Annotated in this window: 24 protein-coding genes; 17 read left to right on the top strand and 7 right to left on the bottom strand. The window is 38.1% G+C overall.

The window, feature by feature from the left end; all coding sequences use genetic code 11:
- Positions 1 to 238: 238 nt before the first annotated feature.
- Together R2Q77_RS04710 and R2Q77_RS04715 are read left to right on the top strand one after the other, a co-directional pair.
- The gene (locus R2Q77_RS04710) at positions 239 to 1,273 is read left to right on the top strand and encodes a LacI family DNA-binding transcriptional regulator (protein ID WP_316802551.1); all 1,035 of its coding nucleotides are present in this window, start codon (positions 239 to 241) and stop codon (positions 1,271 to 1,273) included.
- Between the two features lie 54 nt (positions 1,274 to 1,327).
- On the top strand, positions 1,328 to 2,512 hold the full coding sequence (locus R2Q77_RS04715) for a class I SAM-dependent rRNA methyltransferase (RefSeq protein WP_316802552.1): 1,185 nt from the start codon (positions 1,328 to 1,330) through the stop codon (positions 2,510 to 2,512).
- Between the two features lie 81 nt (positions 2,513 to 2,593).
- On the opposite strand, the gene R2Q77_RS04720 is transcribed toward R2Q77_RS04715, so the two are convergent.
- Both R2Q77_RS04720 and R2Q77_RS04725 read right to left on the bottom strand, forming a co-directional pair.
- Positions 2,594 to 2,845, bottom strand: a complete 252-nt coding sequence (locus R2Q77_RS04720) for a DUF6814 family protein (RefSeq protein WP_316802553.1) — start codon at positions 2,843 to 2,845, stop codon at positions 2,594 to 2,596.
- Positions 2,846 to 2,848: 3 nt separating this feature from the next.
- Entirely contained in the window at positions 2,849 to 4,372 is a 1,524-nt protein-coding gene (locus R2Q77_RS04725) for an MFS transporter (RefSeq protein ID WP_316802554.1), read from the bottom strand.
- A gap of 136 nt (positions 4,373 to 4,508) precedes the next feature.
- On the opposite strand from R2Q77_RS04725, the gene R2Q77_RS04730 reads away from it, so the two are divergent.
- On the top strand, positions 4,509 to 5,399 hold the full coding sequence (locus R2Q77_RS04730; protein ID WP_316802555.1) for a bestrophin family protein: 891 nt from the start codon (positions 4,509 to 4,511) through the stop codon (positions 5,397 to 5,399).
- Here R2Q77_RS04730 and R2Q77_RS04735 read toward each other — a convergent pair.
- A complete protein-coding gene (locus tag R2Q77_RS04735; RefSeq protein WP_316802556.1) occupies positions 5,396 to 6,703 on the bottom strand; it encodes an MFS transporter in 1,308 nt (435 codons plus the stop codon). The genes R2Q77_RS04730 and R2Q77_RS04735 overlap by 4 nt on opposite strands.
- Before the next feature lie 218 nt (positions 6,704 to 6,921).
- Here R2Q77_RS04735 and R2Q77_RS04740 point away from each other — a divergent pair, with 218 nt between their 5' ends.
- A complete protein-coding gene (locus tag R2Q77_RS04740; RefSeq protein WP_316802557.1) occupies positions 6,922 to 7,653 on the top strand; it encodes a class I SAM-dependent methyltransferase in 732 nt (243 codons plus the stop codon).
- Positions 7,654 to 7,841: 188 nt separating this feature from the next.
- Here the strand turns inward: R2Q77_RS04740 and hisS are convergent, their stop codons facing one another.
- Positions 7,842 to 9,233 (bottom strand): histidine--tRNA ligase, encoded by a 1,392-nt coding sequence (hisS, locus tag R2Q77_RS04745; protein WP_316802558.1) that lies wholly within the window; start codon positions 9,231 to 9,233, stop codon positions 7,842 to 7,844.
- A gap of 260 nt (positions 9,234 to 9,493) precedes the next feature.
- Between hisS and fumC the strand changes: the two genes are divergently transcribed.
- The 7 genes from fumC (at position 9,494) to R2Q77_RS04780 (ending at position 14,757) form a co-directional block, all read left to right on the top strand.
- Positions 9,494 to 10,891 (top strand): class II fumarate hydratase, encoded by a 1,398-nt coding sequence (gene fumC / locus R2Q77_RS04750; protein WP_316802559.1) that lies wholly within the window; start codon positions 9,494 to 9,496, stop codon positions 10,889 to 10,891.
- Between the two features lie 118 nt (positions 10,892 to 11,009).
- Positions 11,010 to 11,567, top strand: coding sequence for a fumarate hydratase (locus tag R2Q77_RS04755; RefSeq protein WP_316802560.1), 558 nt, complete (start codon positions 11,010 to 11,012; stop codon positions 11,565 to 11,567).
- A 1-nt stretch (position 11,568) separates the two neighbouring features.
- Complete coding sequence (locus R2Q77_RS04760) at positions 11,569 to 12,375, top strand: S1/P1 nuclease (RefSeq protein WP_316802561.1); 807 nt, start codon at positions 11,569 to 11,571, stop codon at positions 12,373 to 12,375.
- 53 nt (positions 12,376 to 12,428) lie between these two features.
- Positions 12,429 to 12,863, top strand: a complete 435-nt coding sequence (locus R2Q77_RS04765; protein WP_316802562.1) for a low molecular weight protein-tyrosine-phosphatase — start codon at positions 12,429 to 12,431, stop codon at positions 12,861 to 12,863.
- 29 nt (positions 12,864 to 12,892) lie between these two features.
- Complete coding sequence (locus tag R2Q77_RS04770) at positions 12,893 to 13,624, top strand: ThuA domain-containing protein (RefSeq protein ID WP_316802563.1); 732 nt, start codon at positions 12,893 to 12,895, stop codon at positions 13,622 to 13,624.
- Between the two features lie 21 nt (positions 13,625 to 13,645).
- On the top strand, positions 13,646 to 14,212 hold the full coding sequence (locus R2Q77_RS04775) for a DUF1543 domain-containing protein (RefSeq protein WP_316802564.1): 567 nt from the start codon (positions 13,646 to 13,648) through the stop codon (positions 14,210 to 14,212).
- Between the two features lie 89 nt (positions 14,213 to 14,301).
- Positions 14,302 to 14,757, top strand: coding sequence for a PA2169 family four-helix-bundle protein (locus R2Q77_RS04780; protein ID WP_316802565.1), 456 nt, complete (start codon positions 14,302 to 14,304; stop codon positions 14,755 to 14,757).
- A gap of 70 nt (positions 14,758 to 14,827) precedes the next feature.
- Here the strand turns inward: R2Q77_RS04780 and cphA are convergent, their stop codons facing one another.
- Positions 14,828 to 17,443: a cyanophycin synthetase gene (gene cphA / locus R2Q77_RS04785; RefSeq protein WP_316802566.1), complete on the bottom strand. Its 2,616-nt coding sequence runs from the start codon at positions 17,441 to 17,443 to the stop codon at positions 14,828 to 14,830.
- 292 nt (positions 17,444 to 17,735) lie between these two features.
- On the opposite strand from cphA, the gene R2Q77_RS04790 reads away from it, so the two are divergent.
- The 4 genes from R2Q77_RS04790 to R2Q77_RS04805 all read left to right on the top strand — a co-directional run bounded on the left by R2Q77_RS04790 (position 17,736) and on the right by R2Q77_RS04805 (position 22,671).
- Positions 17,736 to 18,611 carry a cyanophycinase gene (locus tag R2Q77_RS04790; protein ID WP_316802567.1) on the top strand — a complete coding sequence of 292 codons (876 nt, stop codon included), beginning with the start codon at positions 17,736 to 17,738 and terminating at the stop codon, positions 18,609 to 18,611.
- Positions 18,612 to 18,677: 66 nt separating this feature from the next.
- Positions 18,678 to 19,520: an isoaspartyl peptidase/L-asparaginase gene (locus R2Q77_RS04795; RefSeq protein ID WP_316802568.1), complete on the top strand. Its 843-nt coding sequence runs from the start codon at positions 18,678 to 18,680 to the stop codon at positions 19,518 to 19,520.
- A 29-nt stretch (positions 19,521 to 19,549) separates the two neighbouring features.
- The gene (locus R2Q77_RS04800; RefSeq protein WP_316802569.1) at positions 19,550 to 20,233 is read left to right on the top strand and encodes a hypothetical protein; all 684 of its coding nucleotides are present in this window, start codon (positions 19,550 to 19,552) and stop codon (positions 20,231 to 20,233) included.
- A gap of 281 nt (positions 20,234 to 20,514) precedes the next feature.
- Positions 20,515 to 22,671, top strand: a complete 2,157-nt coding sequence (locus R2Q77_RS04805) for a carboxy terminal-processing peptidase (RefSeq protein WP_316802570.1) — start codon at positions 20,515 to 20,517, stop codon at positions 22,669 to 22,671.
- A gap of 136 nt (positions 22,672 to 22,807) precedes the next feature.
- Here the strand turns inward: R2Q77_RS04805 and R2Q77_RS04810 are convergent, their stop codons facing one another.
- On the bottom strand, positions 22,808 to 23,740 hold the full coding sequence (locus R2Q77_RS04810) for an SPFH domain-containing protein (protein ID WP_316802571.1): 933 nt from the start codon (positions 23,738 to 23,740) through the stop codon (positions 22,808 to 22,810).
- A 91-nt stretch (positions 23,741 to 23,831) separates the two neighbouring features.
- Between R2Q77_RS04810 and R2Q77_RS04815 the strand changes: the two genes are divergently transcribed.
- On the top strand, positions 23,832 to 25,880 hold the full coding sequence (locus R2Q77_RS04815) for a M13 family metallopeptidase (protein WP_316802572.1): 2,049 nt from the start codon (positions 23,832 to 23,834) through the stop codon (positions 25,878 to 25,880).
- A 160-nt stretch (positions 25,881 to 26,040) separates the two neighbouring features.
- A complete protein-coding gene (locus R2Q77_RS04820; RefSeq protein ID WP_316802573.1) occupies positions 26,041 to 26,226 on the top strand; it encodes a hypothetical protein in 186 nt (61 codons plus the stop codon).
- 14 nt (positions 26,227 to 26,240) lie between these two features.
- On the opposite strand, the gene R2Q77_RS04825 is transcribed toward R2Q77_RS04820, so the two are convergent.
- On the bottom strand, positions 26,241 to 26,423 hold the full coding sequence (locus R2Q77_RS04825) for a hypothetical protein (RefSeq protein ID WP_316802574.1): 183 nt from the start codon (positions 26,421 to 26,423) through the stop codon (positions 26,241 to 26,243).
- Positions 26,424 to 26,425: the final 2 nt, after the last annotated feature.

Raw genomic sequence — 26,425 nt, forward strand, 5'->3', positions numbered from 1 at the left:
CGGTTAGAATGTGCCTGTTATAGCACAAAGAATATTATTCTTAACTTTTGCTTTAAGGGATGGTTAATATTTGGTTTATTTTAGCTTAACAATTTTACAAACTAAATATTAATTGAACTCAGATTTAACTAAAAAACTGTGCAATCGTTCCCGTTAACGTTATCATGTAACCCGCGGTAATTTTAACTTTAAGTATGCTTAACGGATATTTTTTGTAAATTCGGAACTGGTACCTAATATGAGACTTGAAACAGCCACAATAAAAGATATTGCCAAAGCTTTAGGATTCTCTACATCCACCGTTTCCAGGGCTTTGAGAGACCGTTACGAAATTAGTGAGGAGACGAAGAAAATTGTACTGGCGTATGCTGAAAAAGTAAACTACAGAGCCAATCCGATTGCCCGAAGCTTGAAAGAACGCCGCAGCTATTCTATCGGAATTGTGGTGAGCGAAATTGCGAATAATTTCTTCTCACAGGTTATAAATGGCATGGAATCTATTGCTTACGATAAAGATTACCATGTAATTATTTCTCAAAGCCACGAATCGCATAAACAAGAAAAACTAAACGTAGAGCACCTTGCATCGCGCTCTATTGATGGTTTGTTAATTGCCCTATCCTCAGAAACCGAGGATATTGACTACCTGAGAGACCTTTATGCCCGTGGCCTGCCAATTGTTTTCTTTGACCGGGTGCCCGAAAATTTTGAAACCCATAAAGTAATTGCCAATAACTTTAAAGGCGCATTTGATGCAACTGAACATCTTATATTATCTGGTAAAAGGGTTATTGCTCACTTAACCAATTCCGAAACTTTATCCAATACAAAAGAAAGACTGGAAGGTTATAAAGCTGCATTGGCTAAATACCACATAGAATTTAAGCCCGAGCTGGTTAAGTATTGCCAGCATGGCGGCATGCACAGCGAAGAACTGGAAGTAGCGGTAAAAGAGTTGTTGAAATTTAAACCAGATGGAATATTTATCTCAAGCGATCGACTGACGACCGGTTGTATCATGGCTTTAAAAAATACCAATCCGGAAGTTGCCCATAAAATTGCAATAGCTGGTTTTACCAATTCAAGCCTCGTTAATTTGTTCTCTCCATCTTTAACTTCGGTTAAACAACCTGCATTTGAAATGGGACAAGTGGCCACAGAATTATTGATAAAAATGATCGAAGCTAAACGGCCGGTAACTGAATTTGAAACCCGTGTTTTGGATACTGAACTGGTTAAAATGCAGAAACAATCAGGAAACCGTTTTCTTTAGGCCGCATTTTATACTCCTTTTCCTTCCTACCGCTCTTTTCCTTACCTTTGTCTCATGGTAGAAATCATATTAAAAAAGGGCAAAGAAAAAGCAGCATTACAAAGGCATCCCTGGGTATTTTCGGGCGCGCTGGATAAAGTTAAAGGAAAGCCTGAAAACGGTGATGTAGTTAAAGTATTTGCTTTTGACAATGAATTTTTAGCCTACGGATATTATAATGCCAATTCGAGGGTTGCTGTGCGCCTTTTAGAATGGGATGAAGCCCAGTTGATTGACAAAAGCTGGTATCAAAACCGCTTAAAACAAGCCATTGCATCCCGGAAATTTATTTTAAGTGATGATACCAATACCTGCCGTTTGGTATTTAGTGAGGCAGATTTTCTCCCTGGCTTGATTGTAGATCAGTACGCCGATTTTCTTTCCCTTCAGATTTTATCTTCAGGTATTGAAAAGGTAAAAACAGACCTTGTTGAAATTTTAAGAACAGAATTACAGCCTAAAGGTATTTTCGATAAAAGTGATGCCACTGCGCGCGGTCATGAGGGTTTGCCTATTGAAAATGGTTTACTTTGGGGCGAAAATCCACCAGAATTTTTAGAAGTAAAAGAAAACGGAATCCGTTATAATATTAATATTGCTGAAGGTCAAAAATCAGGCTTTTATTGCGATCAACGTGATAATAGACATATTTTAGCCAGTTATACCAACGGTAAAAAAGTTTTAGATTGTTTTAGCTATAGCGGTGGTTTTAGTTTAAACAGTTTAGCCAATGGCGCGGCAAGCATTACCAGTGTAGACAGCTCTGGCCTTGCCGTTGAAACCCTGAAACAAAATATTGCTTTAAATAAATTTGAGGAAAGTAAGGTTACTGCCATACAATCTGATGTAAACAAACAACTCCGGGTGTTTAAAGAATCAGGCGAGTTATTTGATGTAATTGTGTTGGATCCACCAAAATATGCACCATCACGTTCGGCATTAGACCGGGCTGCAAGAGCCTATAAAGATTTAAACCGTTTGGGCATGCTGCTGCTTGAAAAGGGCGGCTTATTGGCAACGTTTTCTTGCTCAGGAGCCGTAGACTTAGAAACCTTTAAACAAATTATTGCCTGGGCTGCGCTTGATGCAGGTAAAGAAGTGCAAATTATTAAACAGTTTAGCCAGCCCGAAGATCATCCGGTTCGCATTTCATTTCCTGAAGGTGAATATTTAAAGGGTTTATTGTTAAGAGTACTTTAAATAAAAATTAGCTTACTCCTGGTGGCGCATGCTTATAATGTGTGCTACCTCCTTCATTACATTCTGTATAACAATTTTAAACTAAAGTTCTTCCGAACTTTCGGGTAAATGATTGTATTCTCCTTTCCATGCATAAAATCCAAAAATCATTAACCCCAGGCTTATCGGTAAAAATATAAACAAGATAATGCCCCATTGTAAAATGGTGTTGGTTCGCTCAATATCGGTATGGGTTAAGCCAACTTTTTCTATCGCTTGTAAAAACAAGAAAGTCATGGCTAAAGGCCCTAAAATTATCCAGATTAACCCCAAAAATTTCTTTAATGCTTTCATTTTTTAATCGTTAATTTTTTCGTCTGTTTTATTTGATAAATAAACCGTTCCAATAATCAGGCTTAAAGTTGCAATTCCAATTGGGTACCAAAGTCCTGATAGCGGGGTTGAGCCCGAGAAACTGGCAATTAATGTGGCAATAAAAGGAACTAAGCCTCCAAACACCCCATTGCCAATGTGGTAGGGTAAAGACATGGAAGTGTACCTGATTTTGGTTGGGAACAGCTCCACCAAAAAAGCCGCGATTGGTCCGTAAACCATCGTTACCAATAATATCTGAAAGAAAATTAAACCTACAAATTTCCAGAAAGTAGCTTTAGGTAAAACCTTATCCTTTAATAATGTTTTAGCCGGAAGAATTTTGCCGCTTGCAGAAATGGTATCCGTTTGAAGTTTCGTAAAGGAAGCTCCATTTTTTAAAAGTACCTTGGTCGCAATTGACCTCAGGCTATCGTTGGTGTGCGCAATCAGTATGGATGAGGAAGGGCCAACCGTAGAATACGATACCTCACTTTGTGCAATCTTACTGTAATCTGTATCCTCTATAAAAGTTTGATAAATGGGCCGATAAAAAATTATGCCCAGCAACATGCCTGCAAGCATAATCCATTTACGGCCAACCTTATCACTCCAGGCACCAAAAACCACAAAAAATGGTGTTGCAAAAGCAATGCCCCAAAGTAAAATGTACCTCGAGTCGTTAAAATCAAGCTTACAGGTGTTTTCGAGAAACGATTGTGCATAAAACTGCCCGGTATACCAAATTACGCCCTGGCCCATGGTTGCGCCGAATAAGGCCAGCAGGACCATTTTGAAATTAGCCCGGTTGTTGAAACTTTCTTTAAGCGGGTTTTTAGAAACTTTACCTTCTGATTTCAGCTTTGAAAACATCGGAGATTCATGCATTTTCATCCGGATGTAAATGGAAACCACCACTAATACAATCGATAATAAAAATGGAATCCGCCAGCCCCAATTGCCAAAAGTTTCTGCACCCAGAATATTTTTGGTAATTACAATAACACCTAAAGAAAGAAAAAGGCCCAATGTTGCTGTGGTTTGAATCCAGCTGGTAAAAAATCCCCTTCGGTTTTTGGGCGCATGCTCTGCTACATAGGTTGCTGCACCACCATATTCGCCACCCAAAGCTAAACCCTGGATTAACCTTAATATTAAAACTAATATCGGGGCTGCATAACCAATGCTTTTATATGATGGGATTAAACCTATAAGAAAGGTTGATCCGCCCATGAGCACCAACGTTAAAAGAAAAGTATATTTCCTTCCAATTAAATCACCCAAACGGCCAAAAACTAAAGCACCAAAGGGACGTACAATAAAACCGGCAGCAAAAATAGCCAGGGTATTAATTAAAGCAGATGCACCCGCATCTTCAGGAAATAACTGATGACCAATAATAACCGCTAAACTGCCAAAAATGTAAAAATCGTACCACTCAATTAATGTGCCCAGGGACGAAGCACCAATCACTTTAAAAATGTTGTTTTTGGGGATAATTTCACTCATGAAAAGAATATTTGGTTTTTCTAATATAGTTTAATTTTAAGAGGATAAGGGTTTTAACAAAACATTGTAACTAAAATTGTTACATCAGCAAACATTTTGCTTTTAGAATTGTATTTTCACTCATAAAATAATAAATATGCTTTTAGTACAGAATATCCGGTTAAGCAGAATTTTAAGGAATACATGGCAGGTTGATCTGATTATGATTATTTCCTGTACGGGTGCTTACCTGATCCGTGAATATTTAATTGCTTACCATTTCGAAGTTTCTTCCATTATTCCGACGGTATTGGGTACTGCAATTGCCTTTTTTATTGGTTTTAATAATAATCAGGCATACGATAGATGGTGGGAAGGCCGCAAAATATGGGGCTCGCTGGTTAACGATTCGCGCTCATTTGCCCGGTGCCTGATTAATTATGTAGATAACGACGATGTAGCTGTAAGAAGGATGGTGTTGAGGCACATTGCATTTTTATACGCATTAAAGGCAAACCTGAGGGGCACTATTGACGAAATCTACATTAAATATTTGACGGCTGAAGACCTGAAGGAAATAGAGAAACATAAGAATACGCATAATGCCATTCTTAATATTCAATCACGTGATTTGCAGGCATTATCTAAAGCTAATGCTATTGACGGTTTCAGGTTTATAGAAATTAACGAAATGCTTACCCGTTTCTCTGATTCTATGGGTATGAGCGAGCGGATTAAAAATACAATTTTCCCAACTACCTATACCTATTTAACTAAGGTGTTCATCTGGCTTTTTGTCGTTACATTTACTTTGGTCATTAGCCAGTCCGCAGGTATTTTTTCCATCTTTTTGGGCTGGATGATCGGTTTCGTATTTGTTTCAACCCAGATTAACGGAATGAGTTTGGTTAACCCTTTCGAGAACAATTCGGCTGGTGTACCCCTTAATCAAATTACCCGCACCATTGAAATCAATTTGCTGCAAATGTTAAAAGAAGAAGATATTCCGGAGCCGATAAAGCCCATTAACGAAGAATATGTACTTTAATCTTCTATTTTGGAGTGATGCTTCGTGTCTTTCATGGTGCTGTACAAAACCAGCGAAATGAGTACGCAAAAACTAACGTAGATGTAAAAGTAATTTTCATGGCCGATGTTTTTGAACCAAAGTGCCAAATACTCGGCAGTTCCACCAAAAATGGCGACCGTTAAAGCATAAGGAAGCCCAACGCCTAATGCCCTGATGTGAGCAGGAAACAGTTCGGCCTTTACCACCGCATTTATGCTGGTGTAACCGCTTACAATAATAAGGGCGCCAATCATTAATAAAAAAATAGCAGTTGTGCTGGTTGCAAAAGTTAAGGTGGTTAAAATTGGATAAGTACAAAGAGTACCCAATACACCAAAACCAATGAGCAAAGGTTTACGGCCAATTTTGTCAGACAGCAAGCCAAATAAAGGTTGCAAAATAGCGAAAACTAAAAGAGAGGCAAAAGATAAAAGAGTCGATTTTTCTTTGGTGAGGTGTACCGTGTTGACTAGGAATTTCTGCATGTACGTACTAAAAGTATAAAAGGCTATTGTTCCGCCCAAAGTAAGCCCAACTACCGTTAAAACCTCTTTTGGGTATTCTAAAAGACCTTGTATTCCACCTTTTTGTTCTTTTTCACTAGTTGCTTTAAAAGCAGAGGTTTCGTTAATGTGCCTGCGTAAATACAAAGCAATAAATGAAAGGATTGCGCCAATAAAAAACGGGATTCTCCAGCCCCATGCATGAAGTTCCGCAGGCGTTAATAGCCAGTTTTGCAAAATCAACTGGATGCCCAAAGCCAATAACTGCCCGCCAATTAGGGTTACATATTGAAAGCTTGAATAAAAACCGCGATGCTTTTTTGTAGCCATTTCGCTTAAATATGTTGCAGAGGTTCCGTATTCGCCGCCTGTACTTAAACCCTGAATTAACCTTGCGAAGAGCAATAACAGTGGAGCTGCAACACCAATTTGGTTATACCCCGGCGCTAAACCAATAATCAAAGAACCAATAGCCATAATGAAAACTGAAAGCGTCATTGATTTTTTCCGTCCGTATTGATCAGCAATGCTCCCAAATAACCAGCCACCAATAGGGCGCATTAAAAAGCCAACGGCAAAAATACCTGCAGTATCCAGCAGTTGGGCTGTTGGGTTGCTGTTTGGAAAAAAGATCGGAGAAAAATATAAAGCAAAAGCCGAGTAGGTATACCAATCGTACCACTCAACCAAGTTACCAATAGAACCGCCGAAAATGGATTTTAGCCTGTATTCAACATCTTTTATCTCTTCTTTTTGTAAAGCATCAGAAGTTCTATTCATAGATTATAGGTTTATATAAGGATGGCTTAAATTACATTCATTAACGGTTGGAGGTATAACAAATATAACTTATTTGAATTACAGCAGCATAAAAACCATTTTAATTCTACTGTAAATCTATATTATTCCGTTAGGATTTAAATAGGATGGCATTTCTTTTGATCGACATGCTTTTTAATTCTGAATTGATTTAGATTTAAGTTTTTATTTAAGACATTATGAAAGATAATTTTTCAACACAGGCTGCAGAATATGCCCAGTTCAGGCCTACGTACCCGGCAGAATTATACGATTTTTTATTATCGGTAACCAAGGAAAGAAATACTGCCTGGGATTGTGCAACCGGCAATGGTCAGGTAGCCCGCGAGCTGTCGAAACATTTTAAACAGGTTTTTGGGACAGATATTAGCGAAAATCAACTTAAAAATGCGGCAACTGCTGAAAATATTACTTACCTCACAGAGCCTTCAGAACGGAGTTCTTTTGCAGATCATATTTTCGATCTGGTTACTGTAGCGCAAGCCATTCACTGGTTTCACTTTGATGCTTTTTACCTGGAAGTTAAACGCACCTTAAAGCCTGGAGGTACTTTTGCTGCAATTGGTTATGGTATAATGCAGGTTGATAAAAAAGTTGATGAAGTGATTTATAAACTTTATGAAGAAATTTTAGGTAAGTACTGGGATGAGGAGCGCCATTATATTGAAGAAGGTTATAAAACCATACCTTTTCCTTTTGAAGAAATTGCAGCGCCACATTTCTCTATTAAAACCACCTGGAAATTCGATCAGCTGATTGGTTATTTAAACACCTGGTCGTCTTTACAACATTATAAAAAAGCAAATGATAAAAACCCGATTGAATTTGTTTTTACAGCCCTGAAAGAAGCCTGGGGAGATGACGCTGAAAAAGATATAACTTTCCCAATTTTATTAAGGGTAGGCCGTTAACAGTTTTGCATCATTGTAAAGCAAGAAACACGATCTACTTTATTAATGGTTAAAGCATGAAGATTACAAAGAGCAAATAAGTCTTCCGTAATCTTTTTGCTTTTTATCATTCTGAACGCAGGGAAGAATCTCTAAGAGACAAGCATCTTCATTACATTCAGAATGATCGCTATTATACAAGCAACGCCTTATTTCAGTAAGTCGAGAATAGCGAGAACAGTTAATTTTTTCTGTTCACCACTTTGCATATCTTTCAAAGTAAGTTCTCCGCTTGCAATTTCATCACCACCAATTAAAATTACATAAGGGATTTTCTTTGCATCGGCATAAGCCATTTGTTTTTTTAGCTTGGCCGATGAAGGATATAACTCTGCTGATATACCGGCATTTCTAAATTGCTGGAGAATTGGTAGAGCATGCGTTTCAGCTTCTGCATCAAAATTGCTGATTAAAACCTTCGTTCCTACTTCGGCTGATGAAGGGAAAAGGTTGAGCTCTTCCAGCACATCGTAAATGCGATCTGCTCCGAAAGAAACACCCACTCCAGTTAAATCTTTAAGGCCAAACATGCCGGTTAAGTCATCGTAACGGCCACCACCACCAATGCTGCCCATGGCCACCTCATTGGTTTTAACTTCAAAAATGCAACCCGTGTAATAATTTAAGCCCCTGGCCAAAGTAATGTCTAACTCCAGTTTTGCAGTAAGCGGCAATGCATAGGCAATTAAACGATCTACATATTCAAAAACCTGCTCAATTTCGGCAATACCTTTCAGGCCAGTTTCAGAATTTGCCAGTACAGCTTTTAAGCTGGCTAATTTTTCTTCGTTATTACCTTCCAGCAAAATTACCGGGCGAAGTTTTTCTAAGTCGGTTTCTGTAAAGCCACGTTCAAGCAACTCTTTACTTACACCATCCAAACCAATTTTGTCCAGTTTATCAATGGCAACAGTCATATCAATAATTAAATCAGGTTTGCCTATAATCTCAGCGATGCCTGATAGAATTTTTCTATTATTAATTTTAATAACAAAATCTTTGAGCCCCAGTTTGCTTAAAGCCTCATCATAAATCAAGATAAATTCAGCTTCGTTTAACAAACTTTCAGAACCAACAACATCTACATCACATTGATAAAACTCACGATATCTTCCTTTTTGAGGTCGGTCTGCACGCCAAACCGGTTGTACCTGGAAACGTTTAAACGGTAAAGTAATATCGTTCTGGTGCATCACCACGTAGCGGGCAAAAGGCACGGTTAAATCATAACGGAGTGCTTTTTCCGAAATTAGTGAAACCAGTTTGTTGCTGTTGTTTTCCTCTGCAAAATCAAAAGTCTTCTTTTTGGGGTCGTTTAAAAACTCTCCGCTATTTAAAATTTTGAAAATCAGTTTATCACCCTCATCTCCATATTTACCGGTTAAGGTAGAAAGGTTTTCCATGCTTGGTGTCTGGATTTCTGCATAACCATATTTTTTGAAAACCGTTTTAATGGTATCGTAAATAAAATTGCGTTTCACCATTTCAACCGGAGAAAAATCGCGGGTACCTTTTGCTAATGAGGGTTTAATAACTGACATAGGCGCAAAAGTACAAAAATGTAATGTTTATTAATAACGGCAACCTTGAATATATTGTCGGGCGGAAGAACCTAACATCGCTTACTTACGCAAGGATGCTTGGTGCCCGAGCTTGATCGCGATCGTTAAAAAGATTTATAGAATCGACAAGCTCACCCAAAGCAGAAAACAGTTTTATCATCTCTATCTAAATATCCAATATAATACTTAGGTTTAATCGCAAAAAAACTAAATTTGCGATAACAAAATCAAAAAATATAATGAGTTTCAGAATAGAACACGATACCATGGGCGAGGTGCAGGTGCCAGCCGATAAATACTGGGGTGCACAAACCGAACGCTCACGCAACAACTTTAAAATTGGCCCCGAAGGTTCAATGCCTAAAGAAATTGTACATGCTTTTGGATACCTTAAAAAAGCCGCTGCATTAGCCAATACCGAATTGGGCGTTTTATCTGCTGATAAAGCAGCCTTAATTGCCAAAGCATGTGACGAAATTATCGCAGGGCAGTTAGATGATCAGTTTCCACTGGTAATCTGGCAAACCGGTTCGGGTACGCAAAGCAATATGAACGGTAACGAAGTAATTGCCAACCGTGCACACGTTATTAATGGTGGTCAGCTTTCTGATGATAAAAAAGTACTTCATCCAAATGATGATGTGAACAAATCACAATCATCTAACGATACTTACCCAACCGCTATGCACATTGCTGCATATAAACTGACCGTTGAAAACACAATTCCTGGTTTAGAGAAATTACGTAATACTTTGGCTAAAAAAGTGGAGGAGTTTAGCTCTATCGTAAAAACCGGCCGTACCCATTTTATGGATGCAACACCGCTTACCTTAGGGCAGGAGTTTTCGGGCTATGTACAACAAATTGATAACAGCATCAGGGCCATTAAAAATGCTTTGGTTATGGTTGCCGAACTTGCTTTAGGTGGTACAGCCGTTGGTACAGGTTTAAATACGCCAAAAGGTTACGACGTTTTAGTTGCTAAAAAAATTGCTGATTTAACAGGTTTACCTTTTGTAACCGCTCCAAATAAATTCGAAGCTTTAGCGGCGCATGATGCGATGGTTGAATTATCAGGTGCGTTAAAACGTACAGCTGTTTCTTTAATGAAAGTTGCAAACGATGTACGTATGTTAAGTTCGGGGCCTCGCTGTGGGATTGGCGAAATTGTAATTCCCGATAACGAACCAGGCTCTTCAATTATGCCGGGTAAAGTAAACCCTACGCAACCAGAAGCATTAACAATGGTTTGCGCACAAGTTATGGGTAACGATGTTGCGGTTTCTATTGGTGGCGCAACAGGCCATTTCGAATTAAACGTTTTCAAGCCTTTAATTGCAGCCAATGTTTTACAATCGGCGCGTTTAATTGGTGATGCTTGTGTATCTTTCAATGATAAATGTGCTGAAGGCATTACGGCAAATGAACCTGAAATTCAGAAACATTTACAAAATTCGTTAATGCTGGTTACGGCTTTAAACCCTCATGTGGGCTATGAAAATGCAGCTAAAATTGCTAAAAAAGCCCATAAAGAAAATAAAACATTAAAAGCGGCAGCTGTTGAACTTGGTTTGTTAACCAACGAGCAGTTTGATGAGTGGGTAAGGCCAGAAGATATGGTTGGAAGCCTAAAATAAATTTCCAAAGCCTAAAGTAGATTTTCTTTCTATTGATGAAAGTCTGCAGGAATTTAGAATATAAACCCCAAAGCCTGAAAACCTTTGGGGTTATACAATTTAATTACTTCTGTTATAAATGCCGGCATTACAAGAAAAAAAATCTATTCAAAACACCATGCGTAATCCCAATCCAGGCTTAAAGCTTTTTTACATTTCGCTTATTGCTTTCATTACACTGATTGTTGCAAGTTGTGCTTTTAGCCCAAACATCCAGGGCAAGGGCGAAGTTTTTATGCAGGGCGTTTGGAATGAAGATTCAGTTGCTTTCAGCAATAAACTAACCAATTACACCCAACACCATTTTAAGTTTACCTGCGACTCCTTTTATGTAGATTTAACGACACATAGTAAGGTTAATTTTTACGAGGATTCCTGCTACAATAATGGTGTTTGGAAAGAATACGCCAAAGGTGTTTATGCCGTTAGGGGCGATACTTTATTTTTGGGCGGAACATTTACGCATGCCAATTACAAACAAAAAATATCAGGTTGCTACCGTATTGGCCGCTACGATAAAAACTTCCTGATTAAAAAATCTTCTGCAAACACTTTGTTACTGCAAAGTTTAAGCGATCAGCGTGAAACAACTTTAACTTTGAAAGAAAAAATTACCTGCATACAAAAAGAATTATAAAATGATATTTACATCCATTCAAAAGAAATTATTAACCGGTTTAGTACTGGTTTCATTGGCTTACATGCCAATTCAGGCAAAAGCCTGGGGTATGCTTGGCCACCGTATTGTTGGCGAAGTTGCGGATAGTTACCTAAAAGGGAAAACCAGAAAATCAATCGAAGCCATTTTGGGTGGCGAATCATTAGGTATGTCGGCCAATTGGGGCGACTTTATAAAGTCAGATTCTACCTATAACTATATGTACAACTGGCACTTTGTAAACCTGGCTGCAGGATTAACAAAAGATGGTGTTTTTAATTATCTGGAAACCGAGAAAGCGCCAAATGTGTACAATAAAATCCCGGATTTAATTGCGGTACTTAAAAATTCAAAAAGCACTTTAGACGAGAAAAAACTGGCTATACGTATGCTGGTTCACCTTGTTGGCGATTTGCACCAGCCTATGCACACCGCGCGTAAGGAAGATTTAGGTGGAAACCGGGTGTCGCTATTGTGGTTTGGTGAAAAATCCAATCTTCATAAAGTATGGGATGAAGGTTTAATCGATTATCAGCAATTAAGCTATACAGAATATGCAAGAGCAATCAACCATCCTTCGGCTATACAATTGGCCAACTGGCAAAACAGCAGCTTAAAAGATGCCGTTTACGAATCGTACAACGTTTGCAATAAAATTTACGATAACATTAAACCAGACGCTAAGTTAAGCTACCGCTATAATTTTGAATGGATTGGTACTGTAAATGAGCAATTATTAAAAGGTGGAGTGCGCCTGGCTAAAATTTTAAACGACATTTATTCCTAAGGCTAAAAGTCTCAAAGTTTACAGTATTTAACCGTGTTCTTTATACGTAATAAATGAAAATTTTAATGGTTTGTTTGGGCAATATTTGCCGTTCGCCTTTGGCGGAGGGCATTATGCAACAGCTCTCAGACAAGAAAAATCTAAACTGGACAATCGCTTCGGCTGGTACGGGAAACTGGCATATTGGCAAAGCCCCGGATCATAGAAGTATCGCCGCAGCGAAATCATTTGGTTATGACATTAGTAAACAAAGGGCTCAACAGTTTAGTGCAGGCATGTTTGCTGCGTACGACCTTATTTTGGTCATGGATAGAAATAACCTGAACGATGTTTTGCAAATGGCAAAAACCGATTCGGAACGAAAAAAGGTAAAACTCTTTTTAGATAACGACGAAGTTACAGACCCTTATTGGGATAATGCCCTATTTAAGCCTGTTTGCGAGCAAGTGGAAAAAAGATGTGCAGAAATTATCAGGGAGCTTTCTTAAATTTACTTAATTAATCTTTCTAACCATCTATGAAAAAAATCCTGGCATCCTGTCTCTTAGTTGCTGTTGTAATTTTATTTCAGGCTTATGTTCCTGTTAAAAAAACAGCAAGCGTTTTAGTGTTTTCAAAAACCAAAGGTTTTCGTCACAATTCTATTCCTGAAGGAATAGCCGCCATTCAAAAACTGGGTAAAGAAAATAATTTTTCGGTCGATACCACAGAAAATGCGGCATTATTTACAAAAGCAAATCTTAAAAAATATGCTGCGGTTATTTTCTTAAACACAACAGGCGATGTACTGGATAACAGCCAGCAAGCTGCTTTTGAAGATTACATCCATCATGGTGGCGGATATGTTGGCGTTCATGCCGCTACAGATACGGAATACGATTGGCCCTGGTATGGCAAACTGGCAGGCGCTTATTTTACGAGCCACCCGAAAGTGCAGCAAGCAAAATTCATCATTAAAGATAAAAACCATCCATCTACCAGTTTCTTCAAAGATGCGGTTTGGATGCATACAGATGAACTATACAATTTTAAAGAGATTAATCCTGATATTAAGGTATTGATTACCTTGGATGAGCATTCTTATACAGGCGGTACAAACGGAGATTTTCATCCGTTTAGCTGGTATCATAATTTCGAAGGTGGCCGCGCCTTTTACACTTGCCTTGGTCATACCAAAGAAACCTACAGTGATGAATTGTTTTTAAAACATTTACTGGGTGGAATCCAATATTCAATAGGCAAAAAATAGCATACGATTACCGGGATTTATATGGAGAAACAAAAATTATTTATGCTGATGCTGGGTTGTAAACCCGTTGGCAGACAAACCGAACAACACGATATTTTCTTTAGTATAGCTTCATCAATTGAAGCGCTGATTCCGGATATATTTGCTTTTTGGCCTGAAGCTAAAGATAAAATTCATGTTGATGCCTGGCGTGAAGTAAACTATGTGGAAGGCTGCAAAGTTGAAGTTGTAGATGCCAATGAGGTTATCAATAATGAGCTGAGTTTGTTTTTTCTTAACCTTGGCGGTTACCGGCCAAATGAGTTTGATGAGCCGCACTATAAGATGCTTTTGGCTACCCCTGACAAGGCAACGGCAATTAAACAGGCAAAAGAAACCGCTTTTTACAAGCATACCTGGTTTGAAGGGGCTACTTCGCATATTGATGATAAATACGGGGTAGATGTAGATGATGCCTTCGAAATTAGCGATGTTTTAACCGGCACACTTAAAAGCAGATACAAACTGAAATTAACGGCCACAGATAGCATCTCCGCAGATGAAATCCATTTGGGATACCTTCCAATAAAAAGTATTAAAGGAGGTTAAAATAGCGCCTGGTTTTAAGGAATTTAAAAAAATGACAAACCTTTAGTCAATTCTTCGTGTTGCTTTTATACATCAGAACTATAAAAGACATGAAAACAACAACAGCAACAGCAGAGATATTGAACGACCTTGTTCAAATTAACAACGACCGTATTAAAGGTTATGAAAAAGCACGTGAAGAATTAAAAGATGGAGATGCTGATTTAAAATCTTTATTTTTAAATATGATTGAAGAGAGCCAAAAATATAAAATGGCTTTGGCAACTGAAGTTGCTGCCTCAGGTGAAGATATTGAAACCGGAACCACCACATCAGGAAAAATTTACAGAGGATGGATGGAAGTAAAAGCTTTATTTACCGGCCACGATCGTAAAACCGTTTTAAATAATTGTGAGTTTGGAGAAGATGCAGCTCAAAATGCCTATAAAATGGCGTTGGAAGAAGAAGATTTGCCTTCAAACATCAGAGAATTAATTTCTGATCAAAAAGCATCTTTAAGACGCTCGCACGACGAAATTAAAAGACTACGTGATGCACAGGCATAATTTAACCTGAAACTAAAAAAAGCATCCTGAATAATCATCAGGATGCTTTTTTTATGCAATTAAATTTTTATTATGCCTCCAGTTCCCGGTCAAGATGTTCCGTAACACGAAGAATGGTATTGTCAATAGTATTGCTTAATATAGTAATGTAAGAACCTTTTATAGCCGTTTTAATAGCCTGTTCAAGGCATGCAGTACTTTTGTTGTTTACAATAATTTCCTTGTTGGCATCAACCTCACGGATTCCCTTTATAAGTAAATCGACCAGTTCCTGTTGTGGGCGTCCACGTAAATATTTTTCCTGGCAAATGTAAATCTTATCAAACATTTGGGCAGAAATACGGGCCGTTTCAATAATGTCCTCATCGCGTCTGTCGCCAGTGGCCGAAATGATGCCTACATGTTCTGTAGCCTCAATGGTTTGCAAATACGCTTTAATACCATTAAATCCATCCGGATTATGTGCAAAATCCACTAAAATTTTAAACTCTTTAAACCTGAAAACATTCATTCTTCCCGGTGTGTGGGCTGCCGATGGAATAAAGGTTTCTAATGACAGGCGAATGTCTTCTGGCTTATAACCCCATAAATAAGTGGCTAAAGTTGCAGCCAGTACATTCTGGATCATAAAATTAACAGAACCGCCAAATGTTAAAGGAATGTGCGTGGCCTTATCTACCCTAAGTTTCCAATCGCCGGTTTTTATGGTGATGTAACCATTTTCATAAATGGCCGCAATACCACCTTTTTTACAATGTTCTTTAACTACCGGATTGTTTTCATCCATACTAAAATAAGCCACATTGCAACGGGCTTCCCGGGCAATTTTAACGCAGTATCCGTTATCTGCATTTAATACTGCCCAGCCTTTGCGGCGTACTGCTCCAATAACCACTGATTTTACCCGGGTTAAATCATCCAGGTTATGAATATCCGCAATGCCAAGGTGATCTTCCTGGATATTGGTTACTACGCCTATGTCGCAGGTATTAAAGCCCAAACCCGAACGCAGAATGCCCCCTCTTGCAGTTTCCAAAACAGCAAATTCTACTGTAGGGTCTTTCAGGATAAATTCGGCACTTACAGGCCCGGTGGTATCACCCTGCATTAACATGGTGTTGTGTACATAAATGCCATCGCTTGTGGTAAAACCTACACGTTTACCATTACTGCGGATAATATGCGCAATTAAACGGGTTGTGGTTGTTTTTCCATTTGTTCCGGTAACAGCAATAATCGGGATTTGTGATAGCTTTCCCTGAGGATAAAGCATATCAATCACTGATGCAGCTACATTTCTTGGCAAGCCTTCGCTTGGTGCAAGGTGCATTCTGAAACCTGGTGCTGCATTTACTTCTAAAACCACACCGCCGTTTTCATTTAAAGGCTGGGTTAGGTTTTGCGCCATAATGTCTATTCCGCAAATGTCTAATCCGATAACCCTTGAAATCCGTTCACAGATAAAAATGTTTTGTGGGTGCACAATGTCCGTAACGTCAATAGAGGTTCCTCCGGTACTTAAATTAGCGGTGGATTTCAGGTAAACAATCTCTCCTTTTTCAGGAATGGTTTCTAATGTATATTCTTTTTTAGCCAGCAAGTCCAGTGTATCACGGTCTACGGCAATTTCGGTCAGTACATTTTCATGTCCGTAGCCACGGCGGGGATCTTCATTTTCCGTATCAATTAATTCTTGAATTGTATGTATACCATTTCCGCGCACATGTGCAGGATCGCGCTGCGCTGCCGCAATGACCTTGTGGTCTATCACTAAAACCCTGAAATCAAATCCTGTAATAAATTTCTCTATAATAACCCTTCTGGAGTATGTTTTGGCATATTCAAAAGCTTCTTTGGCCGCTTCCATTGTTTTTACATTAATGGTTGCACCTTTACCATGGTTTCCATCAAGTGGTTTAAAAACCAATGGAAAGCCCACTTTTTTAACTGAAGCTTCTAATTCATCAGGATTAGATATGGTTACGCCCGAAGCCACAGGAATGGCTGCTTCTGTGAGTAAACGTTTGGTTTCTTCTTTATTACTTGCAATATCGACAGCAATACTACTGGTTTTTTCTGTCATGGTTGCCCTAAAACGAACCTGGTTTTTGCCATAACCCAGTTGTACCAGTGAGCTTTTGTTTAGGCGAATCCACGGAATGCTTCTGCTTACCGCTTCTTCAACAATCGATCCTGTACTTGGGCCAAGACGCTCCAGCTCCCGAATTTCTTTCATTCGCCTGATGTCGTGCTCCAAATCATATTCCTGGTTATCAATTAGTGCCTGGGCAATGTTTACAGCAGCTTCTGCGGCATAAACGCCAACTTTTTCTTCCAGATAACTGAAAACCACATTGTAAATCCCCTCGGTTTTGGTTTGGCGTGTACGTCCAAAGCCAGTATCCATTCCTGCAAGCGTTTGAATTTCTAAGGCAATGTGTTCAATAACATGGCCCATCCAGGTGCCTTCTTTAACGCGGGTAAAAAAACCACCTTCAACACCTTTAGAGCAACGATGTGTAAACATACTTGGAATTAATTTTTCAAGCCGTTCTCCAAAGCCGTCTATAACGTTTGTGGGCCTTTGTTCCAATTCTTCCAAATCCAGGCGCATTTGGATAAGTTTTTTGCGATTTATTGACCAGATATTAGGCCCTCTTAGTACTTGTATGTTTGATATCTTCATTTTTAAACCTTACTATTTCTTTTGATCAACAAGCCATTTTTCGCCTGGTAAACTTAATTCCACGATATAAAATTGGTGTCTGTAAATTATGCATTTATTTTGAAAATCAGCATGGCAAATATGTAAATCAATTTTAGAGGATATTTGTTTTGTTTTCAGGCAGAAGAACTTTAATTTTTGTCATATTTATTTCAACGTTTGTTGATAAATCTGATTTTATTGACAAAAAAAGTCGTGTTTTTTATCCTAAGCTGATATATTTGAGTTTTTTGATAGATATAACACATAAAGAATGGTTCCGAAGGGTAAACTCATCATTATAGGTGGCGCAATTAATACAGGCAGTTTTGCAGAAACGCAATTTGGACTGCCTGAAAACATGAATTTTTTTGAACGTGGCATTTTAAAAAGAATCACAACCGAATCTTCCAAAGATGCAGCATCACGGTTTGAAATTATTACCACGGCATCCTTAATGCCTGAGAAAGTTGGTGAAGAATACATTAAAGCTTATGCACAGCTTGATGTTCATAATTTAGGTGTTTTAAATATTACCAATCGCGAAGAAGCAAATGCTACCGAAAATTGCGAACGTATAAAAGCAGCTGATGTAATTATTTTTACCGGCGGCGATCAACTTCGCTTATCCTCTATTTTTGGCGGTACATCCATTCATCAGATTTTACTGGAGAAATATAGAAACGAGCCCGTTGTAATTGCGGGTACATCCGCAGGAGCAGCAGCAAGTTCTAAAAACATGATTTACCAGGGTAGCAGTAAAGATGCCTTATTAAAGGGAGAAGTTAAAATTACCGGTGGTTTGGGCTTTATAGACGATGTTATTGTGGATACTCACTTTGTACAACGAGGCAGAATCGGGCGCTTACTTTATGCCGCGGCGAGTAACCCTGGTATTTTAGGCATTGGCCTGGGTGAAGATACAGGATTGTTTATTTCTGACGGGCATATAATGGAGGCCATTGGTTCGGGCATGGTTATTTTAGTTGACGGGCGCCAAATGGCCGATACCAATTTAACCGATGTAGAAATGGGGCAACCGGTTTCTATAAAAAACATGGTTGTACACGTAATGTGCGATGGCGACGTTTATGATTTAAAAGACCATAGCCTGGTTATTCACCATCCTAAAGTTGTGCCGGTAGCATAGGCTTAAAGGTAAAAGACGAATTTTAGAAACTCATTTTAAATTATAAACAGCTCAACCCAGCTAATAATGAAATTGATTATACACGGTGGTTTTTTTAGTGAATCATCAACCAACCAGGAAACAAAAAAAGCCAAGCAAGATGCTTTATCGCAAATTGTTACGCTTGGGCACGAATATTTAAAAACACATACCGCTTTAGAAACGGTTGTGTATACGGTTGCCCTGCTGGAAGATAATCAGTTATTTAATGCAGGCATTGGTTCGCAAATTCAGAGTGATGGCAAAGTAAGGTTGAGCGCCGCATTAATGGATGGTAAAACCGAAAAATTTAGCGGAGTTATTAATGTTGAGGACGTTAAAAACCCAATTGCAATAGCAAAGGATCTTTTGGCTTACGATGACCGCGTACTGAGTGGTGAGGGTGCGCAGAATTTTGCCCGTAAAAATGGCTTTGAATATTTTAATCCGATTACGGAACAGCGCCAGGCAGAATATGAGGCAAAATTAAACCAGCAAAATAATAAAGGAACGGTAGGTTGCGTTGCCCTGGATGCTGAAGGCAATCTTGCTGCGGCAACCTCTACGGGGGGGAAAGGATTTGAAATCCCATGCCGTGTAAGCGATTCGGCTACTGTTGCAGGGAATTATGTGAACCAGTATGCAGGCATTTCCTGTACCGGCGTTGGCGAAGATATTGTAAGCGGTGCGCTGGCTGCTAAAATTGTAACCCGCGTTACCGATGGTTTCTCTTTAAAAGATGCCTGCGATAAATCTTTCGTAGAACTTAAGGCTTTTGATGGCTTTGCCGGTGTTGTAGGTATATCTTCTAATGGAGAAGTTTATCACTGTGATTCTCACCCCTATATGGTTTGGGCAGCATTTGATGTTAATTTACAGGTATTTAGCTAAAATTAAATATAAAGTATTATTTTTGTTGCATGACCAAAGTTGTATTGGCTCTTATTGGCCTGTTTGCATCATTACAAATACACGCTCAAAACATTGATAAATCAGAAATCCAGGATCCGGTTTCTGGTGGCAGTTCAATTAATATAGCGGTTTCTAAATTCGACATTGCCGATGGAAATACCTTTTATGAAGAAGCAGAAAGCTTTGAACGTAAGGGTTCTTTTAACGAGGCCCTTACCATGTTTGGTAAAGCCGCCTTTGAATATAATGCAGCAAGAAATTTCAACAGGTATGGACAAGCCATTATTAAAATGAGCAATATGCACTATCAGTTGGGTCGTTTTACAGATGCTGAACAGATTTTATTAAATGTTGCCCTTAAAAATTATTCTAAAATGGGCAACCGCCCAGGTTTAATGAATACTTATAACTTGTTGGGCAAGGTTTATTTAGCCAATAGTAAATACACACAATCCATGTGGTTTTATACGCAGCAGGGTATCTTGGCCAAACAGCTAAAAAGCAATATGTCTTATATAGAATCTGTTTTGGGTATTGCGCAGGTTAAGATCAAAAAAAAGGATTTTACATTAGCCCTGAGGGATTTAAAAACAGCAGAATGGCTGGCCAATTCAATTAAAACTACGCAGTATAAAGGGCAAATTAAGGATGCACGCGAAACAATTGCATCAAAAGTTCTCGCAAAAAAATAATTTTCACGTCACATTTCTCCGTTTAAGGCTGCTGTAAATTTGGTATCCAGCTTAAATATGTTGCCTTAGCGTAATATTAATGCGACTTAGCGTCTAATCAAAACAAAAATAAACTGCATTCGTTAGGCTTTAAAGGATTGATTTATAGAAAGCTTTTAGTTAGATTTGATAAGTTTTAACTTAGAGACGGTAATAAATGCTGTCTCTTTTTTGTTTTTTCGCTAAAATGGTATCATATTGGCTATATAGAATTAGAAATGGATTTTAAATTGTTTAAAGAGATGTTAAAGAGAATATTTTTTATAATTTTTACCGCCGCAGTACTTGCATGTCATGCCGCACCGAGAGTTCAGCCCGTTGTTGATGGTGTTACCAATATCAAACCCGATGAACAACAACAATTAGTAATCAAAGAGGTGGTAAACCTTATTGAAAGCTATAACTATAAGAAAATACAGATCAACGATTCTATATCATCTCTTATTTTAGATAAATACATCAATACCTTAGACAAAGGAAGAAACTATTTCCTTGCATCTGATATTAAAGATTTTGAAAAGTACAGGTTCCAGTTGGACGATGACTTTAAAAATGGCGATTTAAGCGCTCCATTCTATATCTATAATGTATATGCAAAAAGATTAAATGAATATTTTGCTTATTCTTTAGCACAGGTTAAAACCAAGTTCGATTTCAATCAGAATGATACCTATGTGTACGACAGAGAGAAGTTGCCATGGGCCAATTCGTCTGCCACTTTAAATGATACCTGGAAAAAACGTGTAAAATACGAACTGGTTAATTTAAACCTTGCCGGTACAACCGATCAAACTAAAAATACAGAAACCTTAACCAAGCGTTATAAAGATTTACAATCGCAAACCAGTAAAGTAAACAATCAGGATGTTTTTCAATACCTGATGGATGCATTTACAGCCTGCATTGATCCGCACACCAATTATTTTAATCCATCTAACGCCGTTGCTTTTAACGAGGATATGTCTCGTTCATTTGAAGGTATCGGAGCTCGTTTACAATTGGAAAATGAGGTGGTTAAAATTGCCGAGGTTATTCCAGGTGGACCAGTATTTAAAAGCAAACAGTTAAATGCCGGAGATAGAATTATTGCGGTAGCACAGGGTGATGGAGAATTTGTAGACATTACAGGATGGAGATTAGATGTAACCATTACTAAAATTAAAGGACCAAAAGGAACCAGGGTTCGTTTAAAAGTTATTCCTGCCGGAAAAGAAATGTCTTCCAAACCTGTTATTGTTGAGCTGGTACGTGAAAAAATCATTCTTGAAGATCAGTCAGCTAAGAAAAAAGTAAAAGAAGTAACATCAAATGGTAAAACTTATAAAGTAGGGATCATCTCTCTGCCCGCTTTCTATGCAGATTTTAAAGCAGCAAATGCAGGCGATAAAAACTATAAAAGCACCACACGCGACGTTAGGTTACTAATTGATACTTTAAAAAATAAAGACAAGGTAGATGCCATTATAATGGATTTACGTGGAAATGGTGGGGGCTCTTTGGTAGAAGCCATTTCATTAACAGGTTTGTTTATTGATAAGGGACCAGTTGTACAGGTTAAAGATTTAAGAGGTAAAATAGAAGTAGACGAGGATGAAAATCCTGGTGTAGCATGGGATGGACCTTTCGGTGTAATGGTTGATCGTTTAAGTGCTTCGGCTTCCGAAATTTTTGCAGGCGCCATTCAGGATTATGGCCGTGGAATTATCATGGGCAGTCAAACGTATGGTAAAGGAACTGTTCAATCCTCTATTGATTTAAATAAACTCGTAAACCCAAGTGTTTTACAAAGAATAGCCGCTTTAGTTTCTAAAGACAGGACCACGGGTACCGCACCAAACTCAGTATCAGCTTCTGATATTAAACTGGGCCAAATTAACCTGACGATGGCTAAATTTTACCGTGTAGCAGGTAGCAGTACTCAACATAAAGGAGTAACCCCTGATGTGGTTTACCCTTCGGTATACCCAATGGATAAAATCGGTGAAGATACAGAACCTTCAGCATTACCATGGGATGTAATTCCAAGTTCGAACTTTAAATCTGTTGCCAATTTAACAGCAGTTAAGGCAGGCTTAATAAAAAACAGTGAGCAACGTGTTGCAAACTCTTTAGATTTTAAATTCTTGGTACAGGATATCAAAGATTTAGAGCAGCGTGACAAAGAAGTTTCGGTTACCTTAAACGGAGCTAAATTAAAAGAAGAACGTGATGCTAAAGAAGCTAAAAGCCTGGTAAGACAAAATGAACTAAGGGCTTTAAGAGGTTTACCTGCAATTAAAAAAGGCGAAAAACCAGCGAAACAAGATTCCTTCGACTTTATTGAAGATGAATCCCTTCACGTAATGGCTGATTTTATGCAGCAATCAGGAAGTTACGTAATGAACTTAGGCGCATTCTAAGCAAAAATATAAACATTAAAAAGGGTCGTTCAATTTAATTGAACGACCCTTTTTGTTATAAACTTAATTAACAATTGCAATCATCAAGCTGAATTGTTTCAGCCGCTTTCCAACCGGTTAATTTTAAAGCAATTCCTTATTTTTTATCTGCCCTGTCTTTATTCAGTTGCATGGCCATCATTTCTTTAAGCGTTTTGTTCATGCCTTCGCTGCTACCATCCAGGAAAATTACATTACCATCGCCATTCTCGGCAAAATGTTTGATTGATTCTGTCCACATCGTAAATAAAATAACAGAAATATCCAGGTTGGCATTTTCCATCTCCTGTGCAGCCTTGGTCATACCATGTGCAACTTCAGCCCTGAATAATGCAATCCCCTGTCCACGAAGCTGGGCTGCTTCACGTTCAGCTGTTGCAGCAATTTTAATGGCATTACCATCAGCTTCTGCAGCTTTGGTTTTTGTAATTAATAAAGCCTGTCCTTCATTTTCAGCAGCAGCTTTTAAATTGTTTGAAGCAACCACGCGACTCATGGAGCGCATAATTTCTTCATCAAAGGTAATGTCGTTTAATTGGAGATCTTGTAAATGATAACCCCAGCCATCCAATACCTGATCAATTTGCTCTTTAACATGCAGCACAATTTCGTTACGTTGCGCCAATACATTGGCCTGTTTTTGCGTAGCAACATAAGCGCGGATTGAACCTTCTATGGTACGGATTAAAGCTTGCATTAAATTTGTAGCATCCACAAACTTAAAAGCTACATTTTTGATCGTTTCCTCATCCTGGTTCACTACAGAATATAAAAGCATGGCCTTGAAATAAACATTAGCCTGATCTTGCGTTACTGCCTGAAAAGATAATTCAACCGATCGGTTTTGAATAGAGATGCGTGAGTAAATTTGCTCAATTAAAGGTATTTTAAAATTAAGCCCTGGTCTAAGTTGTCTTCGGTATTTACCAAAAACCGTTACCACAGCTATTGTACCTTGTTTAACGGTTACAAAAGAACTAAATAGAATGATAACCGCCAGGAAAATTAGAATGTAAAGTGTATACTGCATAATTAGATTTTTTTATGAAGTTATAAAAAAATTCATACAAAGTACATCAGGCATTTTGTAGCTTTAGGTTTTTCTAACTAATTCAATTCATATGAAAAGTAAACTTTTTCTGCCCGGCGCTGCCCTATTGCTCTTAGCAGCCTGTCAGAACAACAAAACTCATCAGCAAAATGATGAAGCAAATCAGCGTACCTTATTTTTCGATACAGCTGGAATGGATACCACGGTTAAGCCGGGTGATAACTTTTTTCTTTATGCAAATGGAAAATGGATAAAAAACACAGAAATTCCTAAAACAGAAACAGGTTGGGGTTCATTCTATGTTTTATATAATGACAATTTAAAAAATCTCAATAAAATACTCGAAAGTGCCGCCAAAAGTAAATCGTCAAAAGGAAGTATAGAACAAAAAGTTGGAGATTTTTATGCCAGCGGAATGGATACGCTGACGATAGAGAAGTTAGGTGCTGAGCCTTTAAAGCCATTATTGGCTAAAATTGATGGCATTAAAAACGATAAGGATTTAATCAATTTTATTGCCGATGGTTATAAAGACGGAGAAGGTGATTTATTGGGTTTTGGTGTTCAGCCAGATGATAAAATCAGTTCAAAAAATGCGGTTAATTTTTCGCAGGCTGGAATTACCTTGCCTGAGCGCAGTTATTATTTAGATCAGGATGATAAAGCAAAAAAAATCAGGTCCGCTTATCAAACCTATATCACAAAGCTTTTCAGCCTTGCCGGCGATTCTGTAAATGCAAAAAAATATGCAGATCAGATTTTAAAACTTGAAACTAAAATAGCCCTTTCACATTCAACGCCTGTTGAGTTACGCGATCCGCAAAAAAATTACAACAAGTTTTTAGTTGCCGATTTCCAGAAAGAAACACCCAATATAGATTGGAAAATGGTTTTAAATAAACTGATGTTAAAAACCGATACCATTCTGGTGAGCCAGCCAAAGTACTACAAAGCTTTAAATGCACTTATTAAATCAGAGCCAATTGAGGTTTGGAAAGAAAAATTAAAGTTCGATGCTTTAAATAATTCTGCAAGTGCTTTAAGTAAAGGATTCAGAACGGCGAGATTTGAATTTTTTGGTAAAACATTAAGCGGACAACAAGCGCCAACCGAAAGATGGAAAGCCATTGTAAACAGTGCTGACCGTAATTTAGGCGAACTTTTAGGTCAATTGTATACAGAGCAATATTTTAAGCCTGAAGCGAAAAAAAGAATGCTTGAGTTGGTAAATAACCTTCAAAAAGTGTACGAAGAAAGAATAAAAAAAGTAGACTGGATGACTCCGGAGACCAAAAAGAAGGCCCTGGAAAAATTGAACGCCTTCATCAAAAAAATTGGTTATCCTGATAAATGGAAGAAATATGATGATGTAGAAATTAATAAATCTACTTATTATGCCAATCTTCAATCCGCAGAAAAGCATGCCTACAAAGAAATGATTGATAAGCTTGGTCAGCCTGTAGATAAAACAGAATGGGGAATGACACCGCCAACAGTAAATGCTTATTACAATCCATCGTTTAACGAAATTGTGTTCCCTGCCGGAATTTTACAATTCCCCTTCTTTGATTTTAATGCAGATGACGCCATTAATTATGGAGCAATTGGAGCGGTTATCGGCCATGAAATGACACACGGTTTTGATGATCAGGGCAGGCAGTATGATGCTGCAGGAAACCTTAAAGAGTGGTGGACAAAAGCTGATGCGGATAAATTTAAAACCAAAGCAGATAAAGTTGTCGCTTTCTATAATAATTTCGCGCTTTTAGATAATCAACATGTAAACGGTTCTTTAACCCTTGGCGAAAACCTTGCTGATATTGGTGGTTTAAATATTGCGTACGATGCGTATAAACTAACTGAAGAAGGTAAAAAGAACGATAAAAAGATCGATGGATTTACACCAGATCAACGTTTCTTTTTAGGTTTTGCACAAGTATGGAGAATCAAAAACCGTGATGAAACCATGCGCGTAAGACTAAAAACGGATCCGCATAGTCCTGAAATGTTCCGTGTTAACGGACCTGTTTACAATATGGAAGCCTTTTACAAAGCCTTTAATATTCCTGCAACAGCAAAAATGTATGTTGCGCCTGAGAATAGATTAGGTGTTTGGTAAATTCAGAAGAAATTTTCTTAGCAGGTTGAGCTTGTTGAATACTTTTTAAAGTTTTCGGCAAGCTCAATTTGCTTTAGGGCTATTTAAGTTATACCTATTCTGGTAGCATTCAAAACAAAATCGATTATTTATTGTCTTAATTCTACTAAAATTTCTAACTATGAATGTAAAGCGCACCTTTGGAACCATTTTAACCGTACTGGGTATTATAGGTTTAATTTATGCCGGTTATGGGTATGTAAACCATAGTCAGGATACACGCGGATTATTGGTGTATGGCGTAATAGGCATTATCTTTTTTGTATCGGGAATTGGTTTGGTAAAGAATACCAAAGACGAGGTTTAAGGTTTAGTTAAAAATTACTTCTTTTTCTTTGACTTGATAATTTGGTATTGGCTAAACGCCACCAGCGATCCTGCAATAATAATAAGGCCTGCAGAAATTAAATTCTGCTGGTTTTGGTTGATGTAGTAAGCTGCAACTAAAACTAAAATTGCGGCTGCTATACCAATAATATAATGAATTAATACTCCTTTTTTCATGA

This window comes from Pedobacter nototheniae, assembly GCF_032678625.1.
Classification (GTDB): domain Bacteria; phylum Bacteroidota; class Bacteroidia; order Sphingobacteriales; family Sphingobacteriaceae; genus Pedobacter; species Pedobacter nototheniae_A.

Excerpts from the sequence above, each read along its gene's own strand:
- R2Q77_RS04820 (WP_316802573.1), top strand. The coding sequence starts at position 26,041 with ATGAATGTAAAGCGCACCTTTGGAACCATTTTAACCGTACTGGGTATT.
- R2Q77_RS04790 (WP_316802567.1), top strand. The coding sequence starts at position 17,736 with ATGGTTCCGAAGGGTAAACTCATCATTATAGGTGGCGCAATTAATACA.
- hisS (WP_316802558.1), bottom strand. The coding sequence starts at position 9,233 with ATGTCAGTTATTAAACCCTCATTAGCAAAAGGTACCCGCGATTTTTCT.
- R2Q77_RS04810 (WP_316802571.1), bottom strand. The coding sequence starts at position 23,740 with ATGCAGTATACACTTTACATTCTAATTTTCCTGGCGGTTATCATTCTA.
- R2Q77_RS04825 (WP_316802574.1), bottom strand. The coding sequence starts at position 26,423 with ATGAAAAAAGGAGTATTAATTCATTATATTATTGGTATAGCAGCCGCA.
- R2Q77_RS04775 (WP_316802564.1), top strand. The coding sequence starts at position 13,646 with ATGGAGAAACAAAAATTATTTATGCTGATGCTGGGTTGTAAACCCGTT.
- cphA (WP_316802566.1), bottom strand. The coding sequence starts at position 17,443 with ATGAAGATATCAAACATACAAGTACTAAGAGGGCCTAATATCTGGTCA.
- R2Q77_RS04730 (WP_316802555.1), top strand. The coding sequence starts at position 4,509 with ATGCTTTTAGTACAGAATATCCGGTTAAGCAGAATTTTAAGGAATACA.
- R2Q77_RS04770 (WP_316802563.1), top strand. The coding sequence starts at position 12,893 with ATGAAAAAAATCCTGGCATCCTGTCTCTTAGTTGCTGTTGTAATTTTA.
- R2Q77_RS04710 (WP_316802551.1), top strand. The coding sequence starts at position 239 with ATGAGACTTGAAACAGCCACAATAAAAGATATTGCCAAAGCTTTAGGA.
- R2Q77_RS04715 (WP_316802552.1), top strand. The coding sequence starts at position 1,328 with ATGGTAGAAATCATATTAAAAAAGGGCAAAGAAAAAGCAGCATTACAA.
- R2Q77_RS04725 (WP_316802554.1), bottom strand. The coding sequence starts at position 4,372 with ATGAGTGAAATTATCCCCAAAAACAACATTTTTAAAGTGATTGGTGCT.
- R2Q77_RS04720 (WP_316802553.1), bottom strand. The coding sequence starts at position 2,845 with ATGAAAGCATTAAAGAAATTTTTGGGGTTAATCTGGATAATTTTAGGG.
- R2Q77_RS04795 (WP_316802568.1), top strand. The coding sequence starts at position 18,678 with ATGAAATTGATTATACACGGTGGTTTTTTTAGTGAATCATCAACCAAC.
- R2Q77_RS04755 (WP_316802560.1), top strand. The coding sequence starts at position 11,010 with ATGCCGGCATTACAAGAAAAAAAATCTATTCAAAACACCATGCGTAAT.
- R2Q77_RS04800 (WP_316802569.1), top strand. The coding sequence starts at position 19,550 with ATGACCAAAGTTGTATTGGCTCTTATTGGCCTGTTTGCATCATTACAA.
- R2Q77_RS04805 (WP_316802570.1), top strand. The coding sequence starts at position 20,515 with ATGTTAAAGAGAATATTTTTTATAATTTTTACCGCCGCAGTACTTGCA.
- fumC (WP_316802559.1), top strand. The coding sequence starts at position 9,494 with ATGAGTTTCAGAATAGAACACGATACCATGGGCGAGGTGCAGGTGCCA.
- R2Q77_RS04740 (WP_316802557.1), top strand. The coding sequence starts at position 6,922 with ATGAAAGATAATTTTTCAACACAGGCTGCAGAATATGCCCAGTTCAGG.
- R2Q77_RS04815 (WP_316802572.1), top strand. The coding sequence starts at position 23,832 with ATGAAAAGTAAACTTTTTCTGCCCGGCGCTGCCCTATTGCTCTTAGCA.
- R2Q77_RS04780 (WP_316802565.1), top strand. The coding sequence starts at position 14,302 with ATGAAAACAACAACAGCAACAGCAGAGATATTGAACGACCTTGTTCAA.
- R2Q77_RS04765 (WP_316802562.1), top strand. The coding sequence starts at position 12,429 with ATGAAAATTTTAATGGTTTGTTTGGGCAATATTTGCCGTTCGCCTTTG.
- R2Q77_RS04735 (WP_316802556.1), bottom strand. The coding sequence starts at position 6,703 with ATGAATAGAACTTCTGATGCTTTACAAAAAGAAGAGATAAAAGATGTT.
- R2Q77_RS04760 (WP_316802561.1), top strand. The coding sequence starts at position 11,569 with ATGATATTTACATCCATTCAAAAGAAATTATTAACCGGTTTAGTACTG.